This window comes from Isoptericola sp. NPDC056605 (assembly GCF_042792795.1).
Taxonomy (GTDB): domain Bacteria; phylum Actinomycetota; class Actinomycetes; order Actinomycetales; family Cellulomonadaceae; genus Isoptericola.
Map to the genome: position 1 here is coordinate 171,256 of NZ_JBHTVT010000007.1, position 19,712 is coordinate 190,967.

Genomic DNA, 19,712 nt, shown 5'->3' on the forward strand with positions numbered 1-19,712 from the left:
GCGGATGAGCAGCAAGCGGGCACCCTCCGCGCCGCCGGAGATCCCGGGCTACACGTATCGCAAGGTCATCGGCACCGGCGGCTTCTCCGACGTCTTCCTCTACGAGCAGCACCGGCCGCGCCGCCAGGTGGCGGTGAAGGTGCTGCTCAAGGAGTGGTCGAACGACACCCAGCGCGCGGCGTTCGACGCCGAGGCCGACCTCATGGCGACGCTGGGGAACCACCCGTCGATCGTCACGATGTACGAGGCGGGGGTCGCCCCCGACGGGCGCCCCTACCTCGCGCTCGAGTACTGCTCGCGCCCGAACCTCGGCGCGCGCTACCGCTCGGAGCGCATGTCGGTGCCGGAGGCGATGCGCACGACGATCCAGATCGCGGGAGCGGTCGAGACGGCGCACCGCCTCGGCATCCTGCACCGTGACATCAAGCCGGCGAACATCCTGGTCACCCAGTTCGGGCACCCGGCGCTCACCGACTTCGGCATCTCGTCCACCGTGGACTCGGCGTCGGTCGCGGAGGGCATGTCCATCCCCTGGTCGCCCCCCGAGTCGTTCGGCGACCCGCCGGTCAGCGGCATCGCGACGGACGTGTGGGCCCTGGGCGCCACCTGCTACACCCTGCTCGCGGGGCGGACGCCGTTCGAGGTGCCGGGCGGGTCCAACTCGTCGGCCGACCTCATGGGCCGCATCGCGACCACCTCCCTGGCCGAGATCGGGCGCGGCGACGTCCCCGAGTCGCTCGAACGGGTGCTGCGCATCGCGATGGCGAAGCGGCCGGGGTCGCGGTACCCGACGGCGCTCGCGTTCGCGCGCGCCGTGCAGCAGGTGCAGGTCGAGCTGGCGCGCGACATGACCCCGATCGACCTCCTCGACGAGGCCGGGTCGGTGCTCGAGGACGAGGACGAGGCCGAGGGCACCCGGATGAACCGGGTCCGGGCGATCGACCCGGAGCAGCGCAGCGCGCCGCCGGGCCCGGCGGTGGCCGCCGTGCCCTATGCGCCGGTCCAGGCGCCGCCGTACCCGACGGCCTCCCCGGGCACCTCGTCGGGCTTCTCGTCGGGCTTCTCGTCGGGCTTCTCGTCGGGCACGGAGTCCGGGTGGGCGGCCCCGGCCACGGCGACCCCCGCCCCGGGGCGGGTGCCGACCGTCGACGCGGCGGGCGAGCCGTCCGACGCGTCGGTGGACGAGACGGTGTTCCGCACGGAGCGCCCGGCCGCGCCCGAGACGGACGACGATTCCGGGGCCGAGGCGCCCGCCGCGTCGCGGTGGGCGTGGCTGCTGGTCGCCGTCGGGTCGGTCCTCGTCCTCGGTGTCGGCGGTCTGATCTGGTGGCTGAACCGCGACGCCGGGACCGAGCCCACCGTGGCCGACCCCGGCCAGACGCAGGCCGCGGCGCCCGCCGACCCGCTCGGCGGCTACGTGCCGCCGGTGCAGGACCTGCAGGCTGTGGTCGAGGGCGACGAGGTCCTCGTGACCTGGGAGCCCCCGCGCGAGGCGGAGGAGGGCGACTCCTTCGGGTGGAAGCAGCTCTCGCTCACCTCGGAGTCGCAGTACACGACGACGGACGAGACGTCGGCCAGCGTCCCGGCGGATCCCGGCAAGGACGTGTGCGTGCAGGTCGTGGTGATCCGGGACGGCAGCAGCCTGTCGCAGGAGGAGCAGACCTGCGTCGCGGCCGGTGCGGACGCGAGCGAGGGGGCGACGGGCTGATGGGCGAGCTGGCGATCGAGTTCTGCGGCGAGTGGTTCAGGCCCTCGCCCGAGGTGCCGTTCGACATCGGTCGCGAGGGCGACCTGGCGATCGACGACAACCTGTACCTGCACCGCCGCTTCCTCCGCGTCACCTGCGACGACGACATCTGGTGGCTCACCAACGCGGGCTCGAACATCGCCGCCACCGTGAGCGACGTCCGGGGCGGCGTGCAGTCGTGGCTGCCGCCCGGGCACCGCCTGCCGATCGTGCTGCCGCACACGGCGATCGTCTTCACCGCCGGCCCCACCACCTACGAGCTCACCGTGACGCTCAGCGACGCGCCGTACTACGAGGTGCACCCGGAGGACCCGGGCAGCGGCGACACGACGATCGGGGCGGTGCAGTTCACCGTGAGCCAGCGCCAGCTCATCGTCGCGCTCGCGGAGCCCATGCTCCGGCGCGAGGGCACGGGCCTCAGCGAGATCCCGTCCAGCGTCGACGCCGCGCGGCGGCTCGGCTGGGCCACCACGCGCTTCAACCGCAAGCTCGACAACGTCTGCGACAAGCTCGACCGGATCGGGGTGAAGGGGCTGCGGGGCGGCCCGGGCGGCGCGGCGACCAACCGCCGGGCGCGCCTCGTCGAGCACGCCGTCACCTCCCGCCTCGTCACCGCCGACGACCTCCACCTCCTCGACCAGAAGGACGACGCCTGACGTGCGCATCAAGCTCACCCTGCACCGGTCGGACGACTCGGCCGTCGACGTGGCGGTCACGGCGGACGCCACCGCCACCGTCCGTGACGTCGCGGAGGCGCTGTTCTCCGGCGACCCCGGCCGCCGTGGCGCGGCCGCCCCGGAGAACCTGACGCTCCAGGTCGTCGGCGACGGCACGGCACAGCACACCGTGACCGCCGGCAGGGTGCTCACCCCGACGAGCGACCTGGTGCAGGCCGGGCTCCGGTCGGGGTCCGGGGTGTCGATCGTGCGGCTCTCCGACCAGTTCGTGCACAGCGGGCAGGACCGTGGGGCGGCCGTCGCCGTCCTGCGCGTGCTCGAGGGCCCGGACGCCGGGCGCGAGTTCCACCTGCCCGTCGGCACCTCCTACCTCGGCCGCGACCGGGGGATGGACATCCGGCTGCAGGACGCCCAGGTCTCCAAGCGGCACGCGCGAATCATCGTGGGGGAGCAGCTCGAGATCCACGACCTCGACTCCGCGAACGGGCTGGAGATGGGCGGCAAGCGGATGACCCGCTCCGTCCTCACGTCGTCCGACACCGTGACCGTGGGCCAGAGCGTCGTGTCGGTGGTGTCCCTGCACCGTTCGACGAGCCTCCCGCCCACCAGCCCCGTGGTGGAGTTCAACCGTTCGCCCCGCGTCGTCGCGCGGTTCGGCGAGCGCAAGATCACGGCGCCCAAGCCCCCGAAGCCGGTGCCTCCGGGCCGGCTCCCGTGGATCCCCATGATGGCGCCCGCCCTCATGGGCCTGGTGATGTTCGCGTTCTTCAACAACCCGCGGATGCTCGTGTTCATGTTCATGAGCCCGCTGATCATGCTGGGCGTCTACTACGACCGGCGGATCGCGCGGAAGAAGGACTTCGAGCGGGCGTCGGAGCTGTTCGAGGAGGCCGTCACCGCCACGCAGGAGCGGATCGCCCGGACGCACGCCGTCGAGCGGGCGGTGCGCCTGGCCGAGGTCCCGTCCCTCGCGGAGTCGCTCGACGCGGTGCGCCGCCTCGGCGGGCTCATGTGGACCCACCGGCCCGAGCACCGCGGCTTCCTCACCCTGCGCCTCGGCATCGGGGCGGCGCCGTCGCGCACCGAGTTCACCGAGCCGCGGGAGAACGAGGCGATCCCGGAGCACTGGGAGAAGGTGCTCGAGCTGCAGTCGCGCTGCTCGGTGATCGACGACGTGCCCGCCGTCGCCGCGCTGCGCTACGGCGGCAACGTCGGCCTGGCGGGGCCCGCCGGCATGGTCGAGTCCGTGGCGCGCGCCGCGCTGCTGCAGATGGTGGCGCTGCACTCGCCGTCGGAGGTGGTGCTCACGGCCCTGACGTCGCACCGCTCGCGCGAGGACTGGGAATGGCTCCAGTGGGTGCCGCACACCGGCTCGCCGCACAGCCCGCTGGGGACCTCGGACCACCTGGCCGCCGACCCGGGCCGCGGGCTCGCCCTGCTGACCCGCCTGGAGGAGCTCATCGAGGCCCGCGGGATCAGCCTGGACGGGCCGCCGCCGCTGGAGACGGAGCGGGATCCCGAGAAGGACCGCGGCGAGGCCGCGCCCAAGCCGGTGCTCCCGGCCGTGGTGGTGCTCGTCGAGGACGACACGCCGCTCGAGCGGTCGCGGCTCGTGCGGCTCGCGGAGCGCGGCCCCAAGGCGAACGTGCACGTCGTGTGGGTGGCCCCCACCGTGGAGCAGCTCCCCGCCGCGTGCCGGACGTTCGTGCTCCTCGACGCCCAGGAGGGCGCCGGCTCCGGCATGACGGGCGAGGTGCACTACGGCCGCCTCGCGTTCCCGGTGCGCTGCGAGGCGGCGGACCTGGCCACGGCGGCCGAGGTGGCCCGCATCCTGTCCCCGGTGGTCGACGTCGGCGCGCCCGTGGACGACGAGTCCGACCTGCCCCGCTCCGTGTCGTACCTGGCGCTCGCGGGCACGGACCTCGGCTCCGACGCGGCCGGCGTGGTCGAGCGGTGGCGGGAGAACCTCTCGCTCACGCCGCGCGACGGCTCGCCGCCGGTGCGCCGCAAGACGCCGACCAACCTGCGCGCCCTCATCGGGCACAACGGCGTCGAGCAGTTCTACCTGGACCTGCGCACCCAGGGCCCGCACGCGCTGGTGGGCGGCACCACCGGTGCGGGCAAGTCCGAGTTCCTGCAGTCGTGGGTGCTGGGCATGGCCGCGGCGCACAGCCCGGACCGCGTCACGTTCCTGTTCGTGGACTACAAGGGTGGCGCCGCGTTCGCGGACTGCGTGCACCTGCCGCACACGGTGGGCCTGGTCACCGACCTGTCGCCGCACCTGGTGCGGCGCGCGCTGTCGTCGCTGCGCGCGGAGCTGCACTACCGCGAGCACCTGCTGAACCGGAAGAAGGCCAAGGACCTCGCGTCCCTGGAGCGCACGGGCGACCCGGAGGCGCCGCCGAGCCTCATCATCGTGGTGGACGAGTTCGCGGCGCTGGTCGGCGAGGTCCCGGAGTTCGTGGACGGCGTCGTCGACGTCGCCCAGCGTGGCCGGTCCCTCGGCCTGCACCTCATCCTCGCGACGCAGCGGCCCGCGGGCGTCATCAAGGACAACCTGCGCGCGAACACGAACCTGCGCATCGCCCTGCGGATGGCCGACGAGTCGGACTCCAAGGACGTGCTCGGCGACACGATGGCGGCGCACTTCCCGCCGACGATCCCCGGCCGCGGCGCGGCGAAGACCGGTCCCGGCCGTCTCACGACCTTCCAGACCGGCTACGCCGGCGGCTGGACGAAGGACGAGCCGGAGCCGTCCCAGATCGACGTCGAGGAGATGGACTTCGGCACGGGCCGGCGCTGGGAGATGCCGACGGTCGCCCGGTCCGACGACGACGGCGACCCGGGGCCGAACGACATCGCGCGCATGGTGGCGACGATCCGCCACGCGGCGACGAGCGCGGGGGTGCCCGCCCCCCGCAAGCCGTGGCTGGAGGAGCTGGCCGCCACCTACGACCTGGCCCTGCTGCCCAACCCGCGCACGGACTCGCGCCTGCTGCTCGGCGTGCGCGACGACCCGCACGGGCAGGCCCAGCCGACGGTGCACTACGAGCCGGACGTCGACGGCAACCTCGCCGTGTACGGCACCGGCGGTACCGGCAAGAGCACCACGCTGCGCACGATCGCGGTGACCGCAGGCCTCACGGCCCGCGGCGGCCCGGTCCAGGTGTACGGCATCGACTGCGGCTCCGGCGGCCTGTCGATGCTGGAGAGCCTGCCGCACGTCGGCGCGGTGATCTCCGGCGACGACGAGGAGCGGGTGTCGCGCCTCATGCGGCGGCTCACCGAGATGCTCGACGAGCGCTCCGCGCGGTACGCGGAGGTGCGGGCGAGCACGATCGACGAGTACCGGCGCATCGCGAACCGCCCGGACGAGCCCCGCATCATCGTGCTGGTCGACGGTATCCAGTCGTTCCGGGACAGCTACGAGATCTTCGCGGGCCGGGGGTTCTCGGTCTACGGCGCGTTCTCCCAGCTGGCCACCGACGGCCGCCCCGTGGGCATCCACCTGGTGATGTCGGGCGACCGGGCCGTGGCGGTGCCGCCGGCGCTCGCCTCCACCGTGCAGAAGCGGATCGTGCACCGGATGGCGCGCGAGGACGACTACATGATGCTCAACGTCCCGAAGGACGTGCTGACCCCCGCGTCGGCGCCGGGCCGCGCGATCATGCACGGCCAGGAGGCGCAGATCGCGGTGCTCGGCGGCGACCCGAACGGCGCCGTGCAGTCGCGCGAGCTGGCCAAGCTCGAGCAGACCATGCGTCGCATGGGTGCTGTGCAGGCGCCCGGCGTGGCGCGGCTGCCCGACAACTTCACGCTCGACAGCCTGCCGGTGCGCACCGGCGAGCTGGCGACGATCGGCCTCCGCGACCTCGACCTCTTGCCGGTCGGGCTGCCGCTGCGCTCACCGTTCATGCTGGCGGGCCCGCCGGGGTCGGGGCGCACGACGGCGTTCGTCACGCTCGCGACGGCGCTGCGGCGCCGGGGCGGCACCCGCCTGGTGTACCTGTCGTCGCGGCGCACGAGCCTGGGCGCCCTGGACCTGTGGGACCAGCAGGCGGCCAACCCGGAGGACGTCGTCGAGCTCGTCAAGGAGCTCACGGAGGTGCTGAACGCCGAGAGCGTCGCGCCGGGCGGGCTCGCCGTGATGATCGAGAACTACACCGAGCTCACGGGCACCCCCGCGGAGAAGCCGCTCGAGGCGTTCGTGAAGCTCGCGGTGCGCAAGGAGCACTTCGTCGTCGGCGAGTCGGAGTCGTCCACCTGGTCGAAGGCGTTCACGCTGGCCGGCCCGTTCAAGTCGGGGCGCAACGGCATCCTGCTGACGCCCGGCGACACGGACGGCGACACCCTGATGAACACGCCGCTCGGGCGCATGCGGCGCAAGGACTTCCCGCCCGGCCGAGGGTTCCTCGTCACCGCGGGGCGCGCCGTCAAGATCCACGTGGCCCTGCCGGGCTGACGGGAGCAGGGAGATGGGGAGGTCTCCCCATTCCCCGACGTCGCGGGCTCTGGTTGAGTGAGCGGCGTCGAAACGTGAAGAGGTTGTCCGTCGGGGGCAGCCATGAATGAAGGAGCAGCACATGGTCGCAGAGGGTGGCAACGTCTTCGGTCTTGACGTCGAGGCGGTCCGGAGCCTGGCGAACGTCCTGCGGGAGCAGGCGGAGCAGGTGCGGACGACGGTCTCCACGATCACGTCGCAGATGGGTCAGACGGAGTGGAACGGTCCGGACGCGGTGCAGTTCCAGGAGGAGTGGGACGGGACGCACTCGGCGAAGCTGAACGAGATCGCGTCGGCGCTGGACGGGTACGCCTCGACGGCGGACAACAACGCGTCGCAGCAGGAGGACACCTCGAACTCGTACTGAGTTCGGGTGGGGGTCCCCGCTGCGGGGACGGACGAGGGGTGCGGACCACGGGCGTGGCGCCGCACCCCTCGCGGTCGGTGGGGGCGGCGGCAGGGCCGGGACGGAGCCCCGGTGGCGCACTCCGTCGTGCTCGCGGTCCGCCGGGGAGCGGCGCCGTTCCCTGACCGCTCCCTGGACGGTGGTATCGAACCGGATGGGTAGCGCTCCCCATTCCCGGATGCCCCGGGCTCTGGTTGAGTGAGCGGCGTCGAAACGTGAAGAGGTTGTCCGTCGGGGGCAGCCATGAATGAAGGAGCAGCACATGGTCGCAGAGGGTGGCAACGTCTTCGGTCTTGACGTCGAGGCGGTCCGGAGCCTGGCGAACGTCCTGCGGGAGCAGGCGGAGCAGGTGCGGACGACGGTCTCCACGATCACGTCGCAGATGGGTCAGACGGAGTGGAACGGTCCGGACGCGGTGCAGTTCCAGGAGGAGTGGGACGGGACGCACTCGGCGAAGCTGAACGAGATCGCGTCGGCGCTGGACGGGTACGCCTCGACGGCGGACAACAACGCGTCGCAGCAGGAGGACACCTCGAACTCGTACTGAGTTCGGGTGGGGGTCCCCGCTGCGGGGACGAACGAGGGGTGCGGCACACGGCAGAGAGGTGCCGCACCCCTCGAACGCTGGGTCGGTCGAGTGGTGCGGATCCCGGACGGACGTCCGGCGGGGTGTTGAGGAGGAGCTGTGGGCGAAGGGATGTACGGCGCCGATATCGAGGCGCTGCGTCTGCTCGCGGACAAGATCGCTGAGGGTGGCACCACGCTGGAGGCCGTCATCACCGCGGTCGAGACGGCCATGCCCGGTCCGGAGGGGTGGGACGGCCCCGACGCGGAGGGTTTCCGCTCGGAGTGGGGCGACACGCACGTCGTGCGCCTGCGTGACACGGCGAACCTGCTGCGCGACGTCGCGACGAAGGTGCGCGAGAACGCGGACGAGCAGGACACGACGTCGAACGACTACTCGGGCTTCGGCGGGGCCACGGGCAGCGGCACCGGGAACGCCGGCGGTGGCGGCGGCGGTGGCGGTGGCGGCGGGGTCGGCGACGAGGAGGCGGAGGGCGGGGAGAACCCGCTGTCGTCGCCCGGGGCCGACCCGACGCGGACGCCGACCGACACCACCGACCCGGACCACCACTGGACCGACGGCTACGAGGGCGGCGAGCACCGCGGTCCCTCGTACCAGGCCGAGAACCAGATCCGGACGGGCGAGAACGGCACCGGTACCGGTGAGGGCGACGGCACCGGCGACGGCACGGGTGACGGCACCGGCAACAACAGCAACCTGACCAGCTCGGAGAAGGGGAACGTCGGCGAGACGCTCCTCGAGGGGGAGACGGGCGGCTTCGTCGGGTACGAGGCGGGCGCCGAGGGCGAGTTCGGCTCCGAGGACGGCGTGCACGGCTCGGGCGAGGCGGGCGTGGCCGCCGGTGCCGGGTACGACGCGTCCGGCGAGGTGAGCATCTCGGAGAACGGCCTCGTCGCGGAGGGCTCCGTCGGCGGCAGCGCCGGCGTGAGCGCGAACGCGAGCGGCCAGGTCGGCGTCGGGGAGCACCTGACGGCCGAGGGGTCGGCCGACGCGCTCGTCGGCGCCCGGGCTGAGGCGACCGGTGGCGTCTCCGTGGGTCCGCACGGCCTCGGTGCGAGCGTCGGTGTCGACGCCTTCGCGGGTGCCGAGGCGGGCGTGGACGGATCGGTGAACATCGCGGGTGCGCAGGTGGGGGCCGGCGCGGAGGTCTACGCGGGTGTCGGCGTGACCGCCAACGCGGACGTCAACGTCGGCTGGGACAGCGTGGGTGTCGACCTGGAGCTGGGTGCCGCGCTCGGCGTCGGCGCCGGCTTCGACGTCTCGTTCGACTGGTCGCCGTCGGAGACGGTCGACGCGATCGGTGACCTCGGCGGTGACTTCGTCGACGGGATCACCGGTGGATGGTGGTGACCCGTCATGGCAGCGACTGATTGGATGAGGACATGAGCACAGTCACCTACCCGAGCGAGACGTTCCCGGGCTTCCCCGAGATCTCCATGGACTGCCCGGAGGGCTGGGCGCCGCACCCGGTGCCGGCCGCGCAGCTCGCCATCGTGCAGCAGCGGCCCGACGGGGAGTTCCGCCCCAACGTCGTCGTCGTGATGCAGCGGCTCAGCGGTGACCAGACGATCGAGGAGGTCATCCAGCAGGCCGTCGAGCGGCTGGAGGCGACCCCCGGGTACGAGGAGGTCGGCCGCATCCGCACGACGCTCGCCGGGGCCCCCGCGGCCCGGATCGAGGGCGCGTGGTCCACGGAGGAGACCGGCACGGTCGCCCAGGCCCTGCGCATCGCCGTCATCGAGCACGACGGCGTCCGGGACGTCGTCGAGGTCACGGGGACGTGCGCGGGATCGCAGGCCACCGAGGTCTGGCAGACCGTCCGGGCCATCCAGGACAGCGTCGAGCTGGTCGCCCGATGACGGCCGAGGACCGGGGGGCCCAGCGCTTCGCGGTGGTCAGCCGCGTCGTCGTGCTCGTCGTCGGCATCGCCCTCCTGGCCTTCGGCGCCCTCGCGCTCGCCTCCGGCAGCACGGTGCTGGGCATCGTGCTGATCGTGGTGGCGGCGCTGCTCGTCATCGCCCGAGGGGTCTGGACCGCGGTGCGCGGCACGCGCGCCGTGGAGGCCGGCAGGGAGAAGGCCCAGGTGCCGGACGCCCCGGTCGTGGCGCCGGGCTCGGCGTCGCCCGTCGACCGTGTCGTGGCCGACCTGGTCGGGATGAACAGCGACGGCCTGCCCTACCGCATCGACGCGACGCGGTCGGGGGACGACGTCGAGGTCGAGGTCCGGTGGAAGTCCGAGGAGCTCCGCTGGCAGACGCTCTTCGTCCGCGGGCGGGTAGCGTACGCGTGGCGCATGGAGCTGACGCTCGACCCGGCGAAGGCGCAGTACAAGTTCACCGAGTACTCCGGGACGGCGTCGACCAACGCGGGCTTCGGCCCCGGCGGCGTCTACGCCCGCGGCGACTGGAACTGGAAGCGGGGCAAGACGGCGTTCCAGACGTCGGCCTCGTTCCGCGAGGGCGCCGACGGCCAGATCGTCGTCGCGGACGCCAGCGGCGCGCGGGCCTCCTGGGAGGGCGCGACCATCATCCGCCCCGCCGACGCGAAGAAGCCGGTCTTCACCGTGCTGCGCAACCACGGGTGGCGCCCCCGGGCCGACTGGGCCGGCTCGCGCATGTTCGAGAACTAGCCACACCCATCGAAGGACACCTATGAAGCAGATCCGCACCCGACGTCGCGCGCGCCTCGCGCTCGCGGCCCTGATCGTGGCGCCGGCTCTGGCCGCGTGCTCGTTCTCGGCCGGCGAGCTCGAGCCCGTGGGGGGCGACGCCGAGGCGTCGCAGCCTGCCGAGGAGTCGGCGGAGCCGACCGAGTCGGCTCCCGAGGAGACGGCCGCCGCCGAGCTCACGACCATCCACGCCGAGCACATCGCGGCGCGGGTCCCGGCCGACTGGCAGCAGGTCGGCGACGCGGACGGCTGGTCCTACGTGCACCAGAAGGCGAACGACTCCGGCGGCGTCGCCGGTCGTGTCGGCTTCATGCCGGGCGGCTCCGCGATGACCGCGCAGGAGTCGGTCGACTGGTACGTCAGCCAGGTCGAGGGCAAGGGCGTCACGGACGAGAACTACGCGCCCGTGACGACGCTCCGCGACGAGCCGGAGCGCGCGAACACGTCGTACACCTACTCGTCCGGCGGCGAGACGTACACCTCGGTGGTGTGGGGGCTCGTGGACGGCAAGGGCATCCCGTCGCTCGTCCAGCTGTCCGGCACCCAGGACATCATGACCGAGGACTTCGTCACCGGTTTCGACCAGTCGCTCAACCTCAACGGCGACTGGGAGGGCAAGGCCGCCGGCTGACCGGCTCCCGACCGCGCGCAGGGGCGGTGCGACCTCAGGGTCGCACCGCCCCTGCGGCGTCCCGGGTGGCGAGGCGCGACGCGCGGGCCTGCCGGGTGCCGTCGGCCGTGAGGATCACGAGCGCCACCCACACGAGCACGAACCCGGCCCAGCGGGTGGGCGGCATGTGCTCCCCGAAGACCAGCAGGCCCAGCAGGAACTGGAGCACCGGGGTCAGGTACTGCAGCATCCCGACGACCGACAGCGGCAGCCGGCGCGCGGCGGCCGAGAAGAGCAGCAGGGGCAGCCCGGTGATGACGCCGCAGGCGGCGAGCAGGAGCGCGTGCCCCACGCCCTCGGTCGTGAACGTGCCGACGCCGGTGACGCCGAGCACCACGAGGTATGCCAGGGCGAACGGGGTGGCCACGGCCGTCTCCGCGGCCAGGCCGGGCAGCGCGCCGACGTCGCGCCCCACCCGGTTCTTCACCAGGGAGTAGAGCCCGAAGGCGCCCGCGAGAACGAGGGCGATCCACGGCAGGCCGCCCACGCCCGTGGAGATCACCACGACGGCCGCGGCTCCGAACCCGAGCGCGACCCACTGCGCCACGCGCAGGCGCTCGCGCAGCACGAGCACGCCGAGGAGCACGGTCAGCAGCGGGTTGATGAAGTACCCGAGGGCGGCGTCCAGTACGTGGCCGGAGAGCACCGCGTACACGTACGTGGTCCAGTTCGCGATGATCAGGACGGACGCGACGGCGAGCGCGCCCATGACGCGCCCGTTGCGCAGGACGGCGAGGAACGACCCGAACGTGCGCGTGACGAGCAGGAGCACCACGCAGAACACGAGGCTCCACACCACGCGGTGGGCGATGATCTCGACCGGGCCGGCGGGCTCGAGCAGCGGGAAGAAGAGGGGCATCGCGCCCCACAGGACGAACGCCGAGAGGCCGAGCGGCAGCCCCCAGCGGTCGGGGGAGGAGGGGGACGTCACCGCCTCAATGTAGGGCCCCGGCGTACCCCGCGTGCGGTCGTGACGGGGGCCACGGCGGGACGATTTCCGCCGGGGCCCTCCGGGGCGTTATGGTTCTACCCGCGAGCTCGTCCGCGAGCCCGCACGGCAGGTTGCCCGAGCGGCCAAAGGGATCTGACTGTAAATCAGACGGCTCAGCCTTCGGGGGTTCGAATCCCTCACCTGCCACCGCGACGGACGGGGCGCCACCCTCGGGAGGCGCCTCGTCCGACGTCTGGAGGGGCCTGCACGGCCCCGGTGCACGATGTGATCGAGCGGGCATCCCGCGGATTTCATCAGGTGCCGAGAGCCGTGTAGAGTCTTCTCCGCTGCCCCGATAGCTCAGTCGGCAGAGCGTCTCCATGGTAAGGAGAAGGTCAAGGGTTCGATTCCCTTTCGGGGCTCTGTGATGTGACGCGGGACCGTCGTCCTTGTTCGAGGATGCATGGTCCTGCGTTCCGTCACGCGCGGCGGGGTAGCTCAGCTGGTCAGAGCGCACGACTCATAATCGTGAGGTCGCGGGTTCGAGCCCCGCCCTCGCTACCGACACCATCACGGTTCGACGGCCGGCGTCGGACCGGCCTGTTCCTTGATTCACGTGGCGCCTTCCGGGGGCGCGAGAGGTGACACACCATGGCTGCCAAGAGCGCGGACGTCCGCCCGAAGATCACGCTGGCCTGCGTGGACTGCAAGGAGCGGAACTACATCACGAAGAAGAACCGTCGTAACGACCCCGACCGTCTCGAGCTGGCGAAGTTCTGCCCGCGCTGCGGCAAGCACACGTCGCACCGCGAGACCCGCTGACGCAGCTCTCGACGGATCACCGCACCGACGTGGCGAACACGCTTCCCGATCGAGGCTTCGCTGGCCGCGAGTACCCGGCCACCGCCCCCTACTCGGTAGGGCGCGAGAAGCTCCGTGAGTTCGCCTCCGCCGTCGGTGCCGCCCACCCCGCGCACCACGACCTCGTGGCAGCGCGGGGTCTCGGCTATCCGGACCTGGTCGCGCCCCCCACGTTCGCCGTCGTCGTCGCGCAACGGGCCGAGGCGCAGTACGTCCAGGACCCGGCCGCCGGGATCGACTTCTCGCGCGTCGTGCACGCGGACGAGAGGTTCACGCACCACCGGCCGATCGTCGCGGGCGACGAGCTGGTCACCGTGCTCCACGTGGACTCGGTGACCGAGCGGGCGGGCATCGCGATGGTGACCACGCGCTGCGAGATCTTCGCGGCCGCGGACGGCGCGGCCGACGACGGCGCCCGCGAGCCCGTCGCGACCGTCAGCTCGAGCCTGGTGATCCGCGGGGAGGACTCCTGATGGCACACGAGCAGCCCCGCCCCGTGCTCGCGGACCTCGCCGTCGGCGACGTCGTCGCCACCGGCACGGTCGAGCTCGACCGCGCCCGCCTCGTGCGCTACGCCGGGGCCAGCGGCGACTTCAACCCGATCCACTGGGACGAGTCCTTCGCCACCGGCGTCGGGCTGCCCGGCGTCATCGCCCACGGCATGCTCACGATGGGTTCCGTCGTCGGCGTCGTCGCCGACTGGGCGGGGGACCCGGGCGCCGTCGTCGCCTACCAGACCCGCTTCACGAAGCCGGTCCCGGTGCCGCGCGACGGTGGCGCCGTCGTCGAGGTCTCCGCCGCCGTCGGCGCGATCGACGCCGACGCCGGGACGGTGCGGGTCGACCTCACGGTGACCCACGAGGGCGCCAAGGTGCTCGGCCGCTCGCAGGCCACCGTCCGCCTCTCCTGATTTCCGCCGTCCGTCCCCCGGGCGTGGCCGGATCTCGTCGCGATCTCGCGCGACGAGATTTTTTACGTCTATCACTTCCCATGAAACGGGATTTCACGGTTCGATGACGAGGTGCGCCCCGAGCGCACTCCGTCCTCGAGAGGAGCACTCCCCGTGAGATCCGTACGACGACGCACCACCGGGCTGGCAGCCGCCGGCCTCCTCCTGCCCCTGATCACGATCCCCGCGGTCGCCGCGGGGGCGGGGCCGTCCACCGCCCCCACGTCCGACGTGACCTGCGACGCCGTCGTCGCCGCGCCGGACCGGGAGTCCGCGTTCGCCGCGGCGAGCGACGCCACCGGGGTCCCCGCCGACCTGCTCAAGGCCGTCTCCTACATGGAGTCCCGCTGGGACCAGCACGCCGGCACCCCCAGCATCGACGGCGGCTACGGCCTGTTCAACCTTCTCGACCACGCGCCCGAGGCGCCCGACGGGGCCGGCAAGGACGCCACGCCCCGCGCCGCCGTGAGCGAGCTCGACCGCGCCGCCGCCCTGACCGGGCTGCCCGTCGCCGAGCTGAGGTCCGACGCCGCCGCGAACACCTGCGGCGCCGCCGCGCTCCTCGCCTCCTACCAGGAGGACGCGGGCGAGGGCGCGGGCGACCTCGCGTCCTGGGGAACGGCCGTCGCGCGGCTGGGCGGCTCGCCGTCGTTCGCCGCGCGGGTGTACTCGACCCTGCGGAAGGGCGAGAGCCGCACGACCGACGACGGCGGTCTGGTCACCCTCGCCGCCCGTCCGGACGCCGTCCTGCCCGAGGCGTCCGCGTCCGCGGCGAGCGACCCTGCCGCCGACTGCCCGCCCGACCTGGGCTGCGACTGGATCCCGGCGCCGTACGCGAAGGGCAGCGCCGACCTGCCCGACGACACGGGCAACTACGGCAACCACGACCAGGCCGACCGCACGGGCGAGGGCGGCCCGTCGATCGACTACATCGTCATCCACGACACCGAGGGCGGGTACGACGGGACCCTGAACATGGTCCAGGACCCGAACTACCTGGCGTGGAACTACACGCTGCGCTCGTCCGACGGGCACGTGGCGAACCACCTCGAGCCCTCCGACGTGGGCTGGCATGCCGGCAACTGGTACATGAACATGCACTCGATCGGCCTGGAGCACGAAGGCTGGGCCGGCACGTCGGGCTGGTTCACGGAGGCGCTCTACCAGTCGTCCGCGCAGCTCGTGCGGTACCTGGGCGAGAAGTACGACGTCCCGCTCGACCGCGCGCACGTCATTGGGCACGACCAGATCCCCGGCATCCTGCCCGGCTACACGAAGAGCGTGCACTGGGACCCGGGCCCGTACTGGGACTGGGAGCACTACTTCGAGCTGCTCGGTGCACCGATCGGCGGCGGGCTGGACACGACGACGGACGTCGCGCCCGGCGACGTCGTCGAGGTGGTCGCCGGCTACGACGACAACGCCAACCCGGTCACGGGGTGCGAGCAGGCGTCGCCGGGGTCCGGCGACTGCGTCGCGGGCGCCGGCACCAACTTCGCGGTCGCGTACCAGGAGCCGTCGCTCGACGCCCCCTACGCCCGTGACCCCGGCTGGAAGCCGGGCGGCGCGGACGGCACGACCTACGCCAGCGACATCAGCGCGCGCGTCACCTCGGGCCACAAGCTCGTCGTCGCGCAGGTGCGGGACCAGTGGCTGGGCGTGTGGTGGGCCGGGTCGCTGGCCTGGATCCACAACCCGGCGGACCGCCCCGTGGTCGTGCCGAGCACCGGGCAGACGGTGACCGTGAGCGGGGACGAGGCCGCGGCCATCTACGGCCGGGCGTACCCGGAGGGCGCGGCGTACCAGCCCTACCCGGGCATCGCCGAGCAGGCGGTCACGCCGATCGAGTACACCATCGGGGCCGAGCAGAGCTACGTGGTGTCCGACGACTCGGTCTCGACCGACTACTACTACGCCACGTCGTTCGACGGCTCCGTGCCCGACGACCGCACGGACGTGCGCGGCGAGGACGCCTACTACCAGCTCTGGTACGCGCACCGGCAGGTGTTCACCCGGGCCGCCGACGTGACCCTGCACGACCCCGTCGTCACCGACGTCGAGGCGCCGAGCGTCGAGGGCAGGGCGAAGATCGGCAAGGTCCTCACCGTCGACCCGGGGGAGTACCTGCCCGGGGACGGCACCGACGTCGACGTGCAGTGGCTGCGCGACGGCGAGCCCGTGCGCGGCGCGGACGGCTCGCGGTACCACCTCACCGGTCGTGACCGCGGCGCGGACATCTCGGTCGAGGTGACCGTGTCGGCGCCCGGCTACACGTCGGCGACGTTCACGTCCGACGCCGTCGGCCCGGTCCGTCCGCACTGACGTCGAGGTAGCCCGGCCCTCGCCGAGGTAGTTCGCACATCTGTGCGAACTACCTCGGCGAGGTTCGTGCTACCTCACCAGTTGGGGGTGGCCCCGGGGACGTTGCGGGGCAGCTTCACCTGGTGCGGGTGGATGACGTAGGCGATGCCGTCGGTGGACGTCTGCCACACGCGCTCGAAGTTCTCGCGGGTGTAGACGCTGCGCACGTCGGCGTCGGTCGCCTTGTTGGGGTCGTTGATGACCGGGTCGCCCTCGGCGGTGAAGCCGACGATGGTCACGAGGTGGCCGTCGGTGCCGTAGCCGGCCTCGGGCATCTCCTCCTCGGCGAAGTGGATCGACACGACCAGCGGGATGCCCGCCGCGACGAACCGCTCCGCCTCGGCCAGCGACCGCAGGCGGGTCACGAACGACTCCAGCCCGAACCGGTGCGCGTAGGCGGTGTTGAACGGCCAGTTGCCCGAGCCCTCGTACGTGTAGTCCCACGTGTTGATGGCGGCGTAGGCGACCTGGGGGTCACCGTTCGGGGCCACGATGTCCTCGAGCTCCGACGCCGGCACCTGGTGCTTCCTGCCGTAGGAGTACTGGATCATCGTCGTCGACGTCGGGGAGCACCACACCTGGCCGCCGCCGCCGAACTCCGGGTACTCGCCGATGTGGGTCAGCTGCGAGTAGCCGGGCACGTCGAGCTCGACCGCGCGCCCCAGCGTGAAGTCGCTGGTGCCGGTGTAGGCGGAGTCGGGCAGGTACTCGTTGGTCATGGTCGTCACGCCCGCCAGCCGCGGGGTCGCGGTCGACCCGGCCGGCCGGTAGAGCGTGACCCGGGTCTGGAACGCCTCGGGCTCGCGCCCGGACTTGGCGACGTACGTGTCGGTGAACAGGTACGCGTCGTCGTCGTTCTGACCGTCCACGGAGGTGCGGTGGATGTCGCCCACGCCGCCGTCGGCGGGCTCGACGTCGTCGCCGGACGCCCAGCGCCCCATGACGAACCACTTGGTCCACGCGCCGTCGGCCTTGCGTCCGCGGAACTCGACCTCGACCCACGTGCCGGTGGGGGTGGTGGCGTTCCAGGACGTGAGGGACTCGTCGACGGCGTACCCGGTCTCGACGACCGGCGACGTCCAGGTGCCCGTCTCGTACTCGACCGCGGCGCCGTCGCCGAACGGGTCGGTGTACTCGGTCCTCGGGCCGCCGGGACCACGCAGGCCGAGGGTGCCGTGCGCCCCGGGCCGCAGGTTCTCCCACTCGCCCTGCCGCAGGTCGTCGATGCCCTGCCAGTGGGTGGTGGTGATCTTGTGGCCGGTCGGCCCCGGGTCGTCCGTGGGGGCCGCGCCGGCCGCGCCCGCGGTGGGTGCGATCACCGCCCCCGCCGCCAGTGCCGCCGTCGTCGCTCGCATCCAGCTCCTTCGTGCCGTACCTCGCGCCGTGCCTCTCATGGGTCCTCCCCGCAGGCGGGGGCGGTGGACGGTCCCCACCGCCCTGATGGCGAAGACTTTCCCAGATCGTGTGGTCCGTGTCACGGGTTTGCGAGCAGCCCGTGCCCTGCGGTCGCCGTGCGAGGCGGTGCGGTCCCGTGGCGCCGACGGGGCTCCGGTGCGAATCTGGGGGTCGTGGCCAAGAACAGGAAGCTCGTGACCGGCGTCCGCCGACGGGGCTCGTGGGGCACGACCGTGGGGTCCGCGGTGGCCCTGGGCGCGCTCGTCGTCGGAGCCGGGGTGGGGGCCGCGGTGGCGCAGGGCGCGATCTTCGTGGACGAGACGTTCACGGGCGCGACGGCGGACCCGCTGTTCTCCGCCTACGGCTCCGCGTGCCTGACCGGCGCCGCACCGGGCAACCCCACGGCGGGGGCCCACCCGCTCGAAGGCTGCGACCCCGCGCGGACCGTGAACTCGCCGCCGCTCGACGGTGCCCCGGACGGCTACCTGCAGCTCACCGACGCGTCGAACGACCAGTCGGGCGCGGTGCTGTTCGACACGCCGATCCCCGCGGAGCAGGGCCTGGTGGTCCGGTTCGAGCAGTGGCAGTACGGCACGACGACGGCGGACCCCGCGCCGGCCGACGGCATCGCGTTCTTCCTGGTCGACGGCGAGGCCGAGCTGGTCGCCCCCGGCGCCTTCGGCGGGAGCCTGGGGTACGCGCAGAAGCGACCCGACGGGATCCCCACCAACGAGATCATCCCGGGCGTGGAGGGTGGCTATCTCGGCATCGGGCTGGACGTGCTCGGCAACTTCTTCGGGGACTGGGAGGACCGCGGTCTCGGCTGCCCCGCGGGGCAGGGGTCCCCGGCGGGGACAGGGTTCCGGATCCCGGAGCCGGAGAAGATCACCGTGCGCGGCCCCGTGCTGGGCGACGACACGACCCAGGGCTACTGCTTCCTCACGTCCACGGCGGAGAACCTCGACGACCCGGCGGCGACGTCGTGGCCCTCGACGCTCCCCGTGACCCTCCAGGGCACGACGTCGTCGCTGCCCGACGGGATCTCCGCGGCAGAGGCCGCAGCGATCCTGGAGGACGACAAGCGGACCGTCGAGGTGACGGTCAGCCCGGCTCCCGACCCGCGCGTCACGGTGTCGATCGCCGGCCCCGGCGGCGACCTCCAGCAGGTCCTCGACATCCCGGCCCCCGAGCCCGTCCCCGCGACGTACAAGTTCGGCTTCTCCGCCTCGACCGGTCAGTTCACCGACGTCCATCTGATCCGCAACGTCGTGCTGGAGTCCGTCGACCCGTCGCCGATCCTGACGCTCACGAAGGTGGCGGACGACCCCGGCCCGTACCGGCTGGGCGACACCGTCACCTACACCTACACGGTCACCAACTCCGGGCTCGCCCCCGTCACCGACCTCGAGGTCCTCGACGACCGCATCCTCGACGTCGTCTGCGACGCCACGACCCTCGGCGGGCTCGACGACGCGCCGGAGAACGAGACGACCTGCCGAGGCGAGTACACGATCACCGCCGCCGACGTCGACGCCGGCGAGGTGGTCAACACCGCGACCGCGTCCGGCGACGGCGGCGGGGCCATCTCACCCCCGGTGAGCGAGACCGTGCCGGTCGTCGCGCCGTCGCCCTCGCCGAGCCCGTCCCCCTCGCCGAGCCCGTCACCGACCCTGAGCCCGTCGCCGACGCCCTCCCCGACCTCGCCCTCGGCGGGCCCGTCGCCCAGCCCCAGCGCGGCGGCCCCCGTGGTGCCGCCCGCGACCAGCGGCCCGACGAGCCCGGGCGAGCTTCCCCGCACGGGTGCGGACCTCGGCCCCCTGGCCCTCCTGGCAGCCGTCCTCGTCGCGGCCGGAGCGCTCACCGTGGGTCTGGTGCGTCGACGACACTGACCCGCCGTCCGGGTTCTCACGGGGACGCGCGGGCCCGACCGGGCCGTGGGCCAGGGCGGTCCGGACGGCTC

The 19,712-nt window shown here is 72.8% G+C and carries 16 protein-coding genes and 3 tRNA genes; 17 read left to right on the forward strand and 2 right to left on the reverse strand.

Annotated elements, in window-relative coordinates:
* Nucleotides 1-4: 4 nt before the first annotated feature.
* The 9 genes from ACFQ8Y_RS09880 to ACFQ8Y_RS09920 all read left to right on the forward strand — a co-directional run bounded on the left by ACFQ8Y_RS09880 (nt 5) and on the right by ACFQ8Y_RS09920 (nt 11,216).
* Entirely contained in the window at nt 5-1,708 is a 1,704-nt protein-coding gene (locus ACFQ8Y_RS09880; protein ID WP_430563933.1) for a serine/threonine protein kinase, read from the forward strand.
* Nucleotides 1,708-2,403: a hypothetical protein gene (locus ACFQ8Y_RS09885; RefSeq protein ID WP_430550552.1), complete on the forward strand. Its 696-nt coding sequence runs from the start codon at nt 1,708-1,710 to the stop codon at nt 2,401-2,403. The genes ACFQ8Y_RS09880 and ACFQ8Y_RS09885 overlap by 1 nt, the downstream gene beginning before the upstream one ends.
* A gap of 1 nt (nt 2,404) precedes the next feature.
* Complete coding sequence (locus ACFQ8Y_RS09890) at nt 2,405-6,886, forward strand: FtsK/SpoIIIE domain-containing protein (protein ID WP_430563934.1); 4,482 nt, start codon at nt 2,405-2,407, stop codon at nt 6,884-6,886.
* Nucleotides 6,887-7,007: 121 nt separating this feature from the next.
* Nucleotides 7,008-7,292: a WXG100 family type VII secretion target gene (locus ACFQ8Y_RS09895; protein ID WP_430550550.1), complete on the forward strand. Its 285-nt coding sequence runs from the start codon at nt 7,008-7,010 to the stop codon at nt 7,290-7,292.
* A gap of 301 nt (nt 7,293-7,593) precedes the next feature.
* Entirely contained in the window at nt 7,594-7,878 is a 285-nt protein-coding gene (locus ACFQ8Y_RS09900) for a WXG100 family type VII secretion target (RefSeq protein ID WP_430550550.1), read from the forward strand.
* 138 nt (nt 7,879-8,016) lie between these two features.
* Nucleotides 8,017-9,267, forward strand: a complete 1,251-nt coding sequence (locus ACFQ8Y_RS09905) for a hypothetical protein (RefSeq protein ID WP_430550549.1) — start codon at nt 8,017-8,019, stop codon at nt 9,265-9,267.
* 32 nt (nt 9,268-9,299) lie between these two features.
* Nucleotides 9,300-9,776: an LpqN/LpqT family lipoprotein gene (locus tag ACFQ8Y_RS09910; protein ID WP_430550548.1), complete on the forward strand. Its 477-nt coding sequence runs from the start codon at nt 9,300-9,302 to the stop codon at nt 9,774-9,776.
* Nucleotides 9,773-10,546 carry a hypothetical protein gene (locus tag ACFQ8Y_RS09915; protein WP_430563935.1) on the forward strand — a complete coding sequence of 258 codons (774 nt, stop codon included), beginning with the start codon at nt 9,773-9,775 and terminating at the stop codon, nt 10,544-10,546. Before ACFQ8Y_RS09910 ends, ACFQ8Y_RS09915 begins: the two co-directional genes overlap by 4 nt.
* A gap of 22 nt (nt 10,547-10,568) precedes the next feature.
* The gene (locus tag ACFQ8Y_RS09920; protein WP_430563936.1) at nt 10,569-11,216 is read left to right on the forward strand and encodes a hypothetical protein; all 648 of its coding nucleotides are present in this window, start codon (nt 10,569-10,571) and stop codon (nt 11,214-11,216) included.
* A gap of 34 nt (nt 11,217-11,250) precedes the next feature.
* Here the strand turns inward: ACFQ8Y_RS09920 and rarD are convergent, their stop codons facing one another.
* Nucleotides 11,251-12,186: an EamA family transporter RarD gene (rarD, locus tag ACFQ8Y_RS09925; protein ID WP_430585341.1), complete on the reverse strand. Its 936-nt coding sequence runs from the start codon at nt 12,184-12,186 to the stop codon at nt 11,251-11,253.
* A gap of 125 nt (nt 12,187-12,311) precedes the next feature.
* On the opposite strand from rarD, the gene ACFQ8Y_RS09930 reads away from it, so the two are divergent.
* From ACFQ8Y_RS09930 to ACFQ8Y_RS09960, 7 genes are all read left to right on the forward strand, one after another.
* A tRNA-Tyr gene (locus ACFQ8Y_RS09930) sits at nt 12,312-12,393 on the forward strand.
* A 142-nt stretch (nt 12,394-12,535) separates the two neighbouring features.
* Nucleotides 12,536-12,608: transfer RNA gene (locus tag ACFQ8Y_RS09935), tRNA-Thr, on the forward strand.
* 65 nt (nt 12,609-12,673) lie between these two features.
* Nucleotides 12,674-12,747 (forward strand) — tRNA-Met (locus ACFQ8Y_RS09940).
* 90 nt (nt 12,748-12,837) lie between these two features.
* Complete coding sequence (gene rpmG / locus ACFQ8Y_RS09945) at nt 12,838-13,008, forward strand: 50S ribosomal protein L33 (RefSeq protein ID WP_079572326.1); 171 nt, start codon at nt 12,838-12,840, stop codon at nt 13,006-13,008.
* Nucleotides 13,009-13,037: 29 nt separating this feature from the next.
* Entirely contained in the window at nt 13,038-13,520 is a 483-nt protein-coding gene (locus ACFQ8Y_RS09950) for a MaoC family dehydratase N-terminal domain-containing protein (protein WP_430565191.1), read from the forward strand.
* Complete coding sequence (locus ACFQ8Y_RS09955) at nt 13,520-13,957, forward strand: MaoC family dehydratase (protein WP_430585342.1); 438 nt, start codon at nt 13,520-13,522, stop codon at nt 13,955-13,957. The genes ACFQ8Y_RS09950 and ACFQ8Y_RS09955 overlap by 1 nt, the downstream gene beginning before the upstream one ends.
* Nucleotides 13,958-14,110: 153 nt before the next feature.
* Nucleotides 14,111-16,318: an N-acetylmuramoyl-L-alanine amidase gene (locus tag ACFQ8Y_RS09960; protein ID WP_430585343.1), complete on the forward strand. Its 2,208-nt coding sequence runs from the start codon at nt 14,111-14,113 to the stop codon at nt 16,316-16,318.
* 74 nt (nt 16,319-16,392) lie between these two features.
* On the opposite strand, the gene ACFQ8Y_RS09965 is transcribed toward ACFQ8Y_RS09960, so the two are convergent.
* On the reverse strand, nt 16,393-17,712 hold the full coding sequence (locus ACFQ8Y_RS09965; protein WP_430585344.1) for a C39 family peptidase: 1,320 nt from the start codon (nt 17,710-17,712) through the stop codon (nt 16,393-16,395).
* 213 nt (nt 17,713-17,925) lie between these two features.
* Here ACFQ8Y_RS09965 and ACFQ8Y_RS09970 point away from each other — a divergent pair, with 213 nt between their 5' ends.
* A complete protein-coding gene (locus ACFQ8Y_RS09970) occupies nt 17,926-19,641 on the forward strand; it encodes a hypothetical protein (RefSeq protein WP_430585345.1) in 1,716 nt (571 codons plus the stop codon).
* The last annotated feature ends 71 nt before the right edge of the window (nt 19,642-19,712 follow it).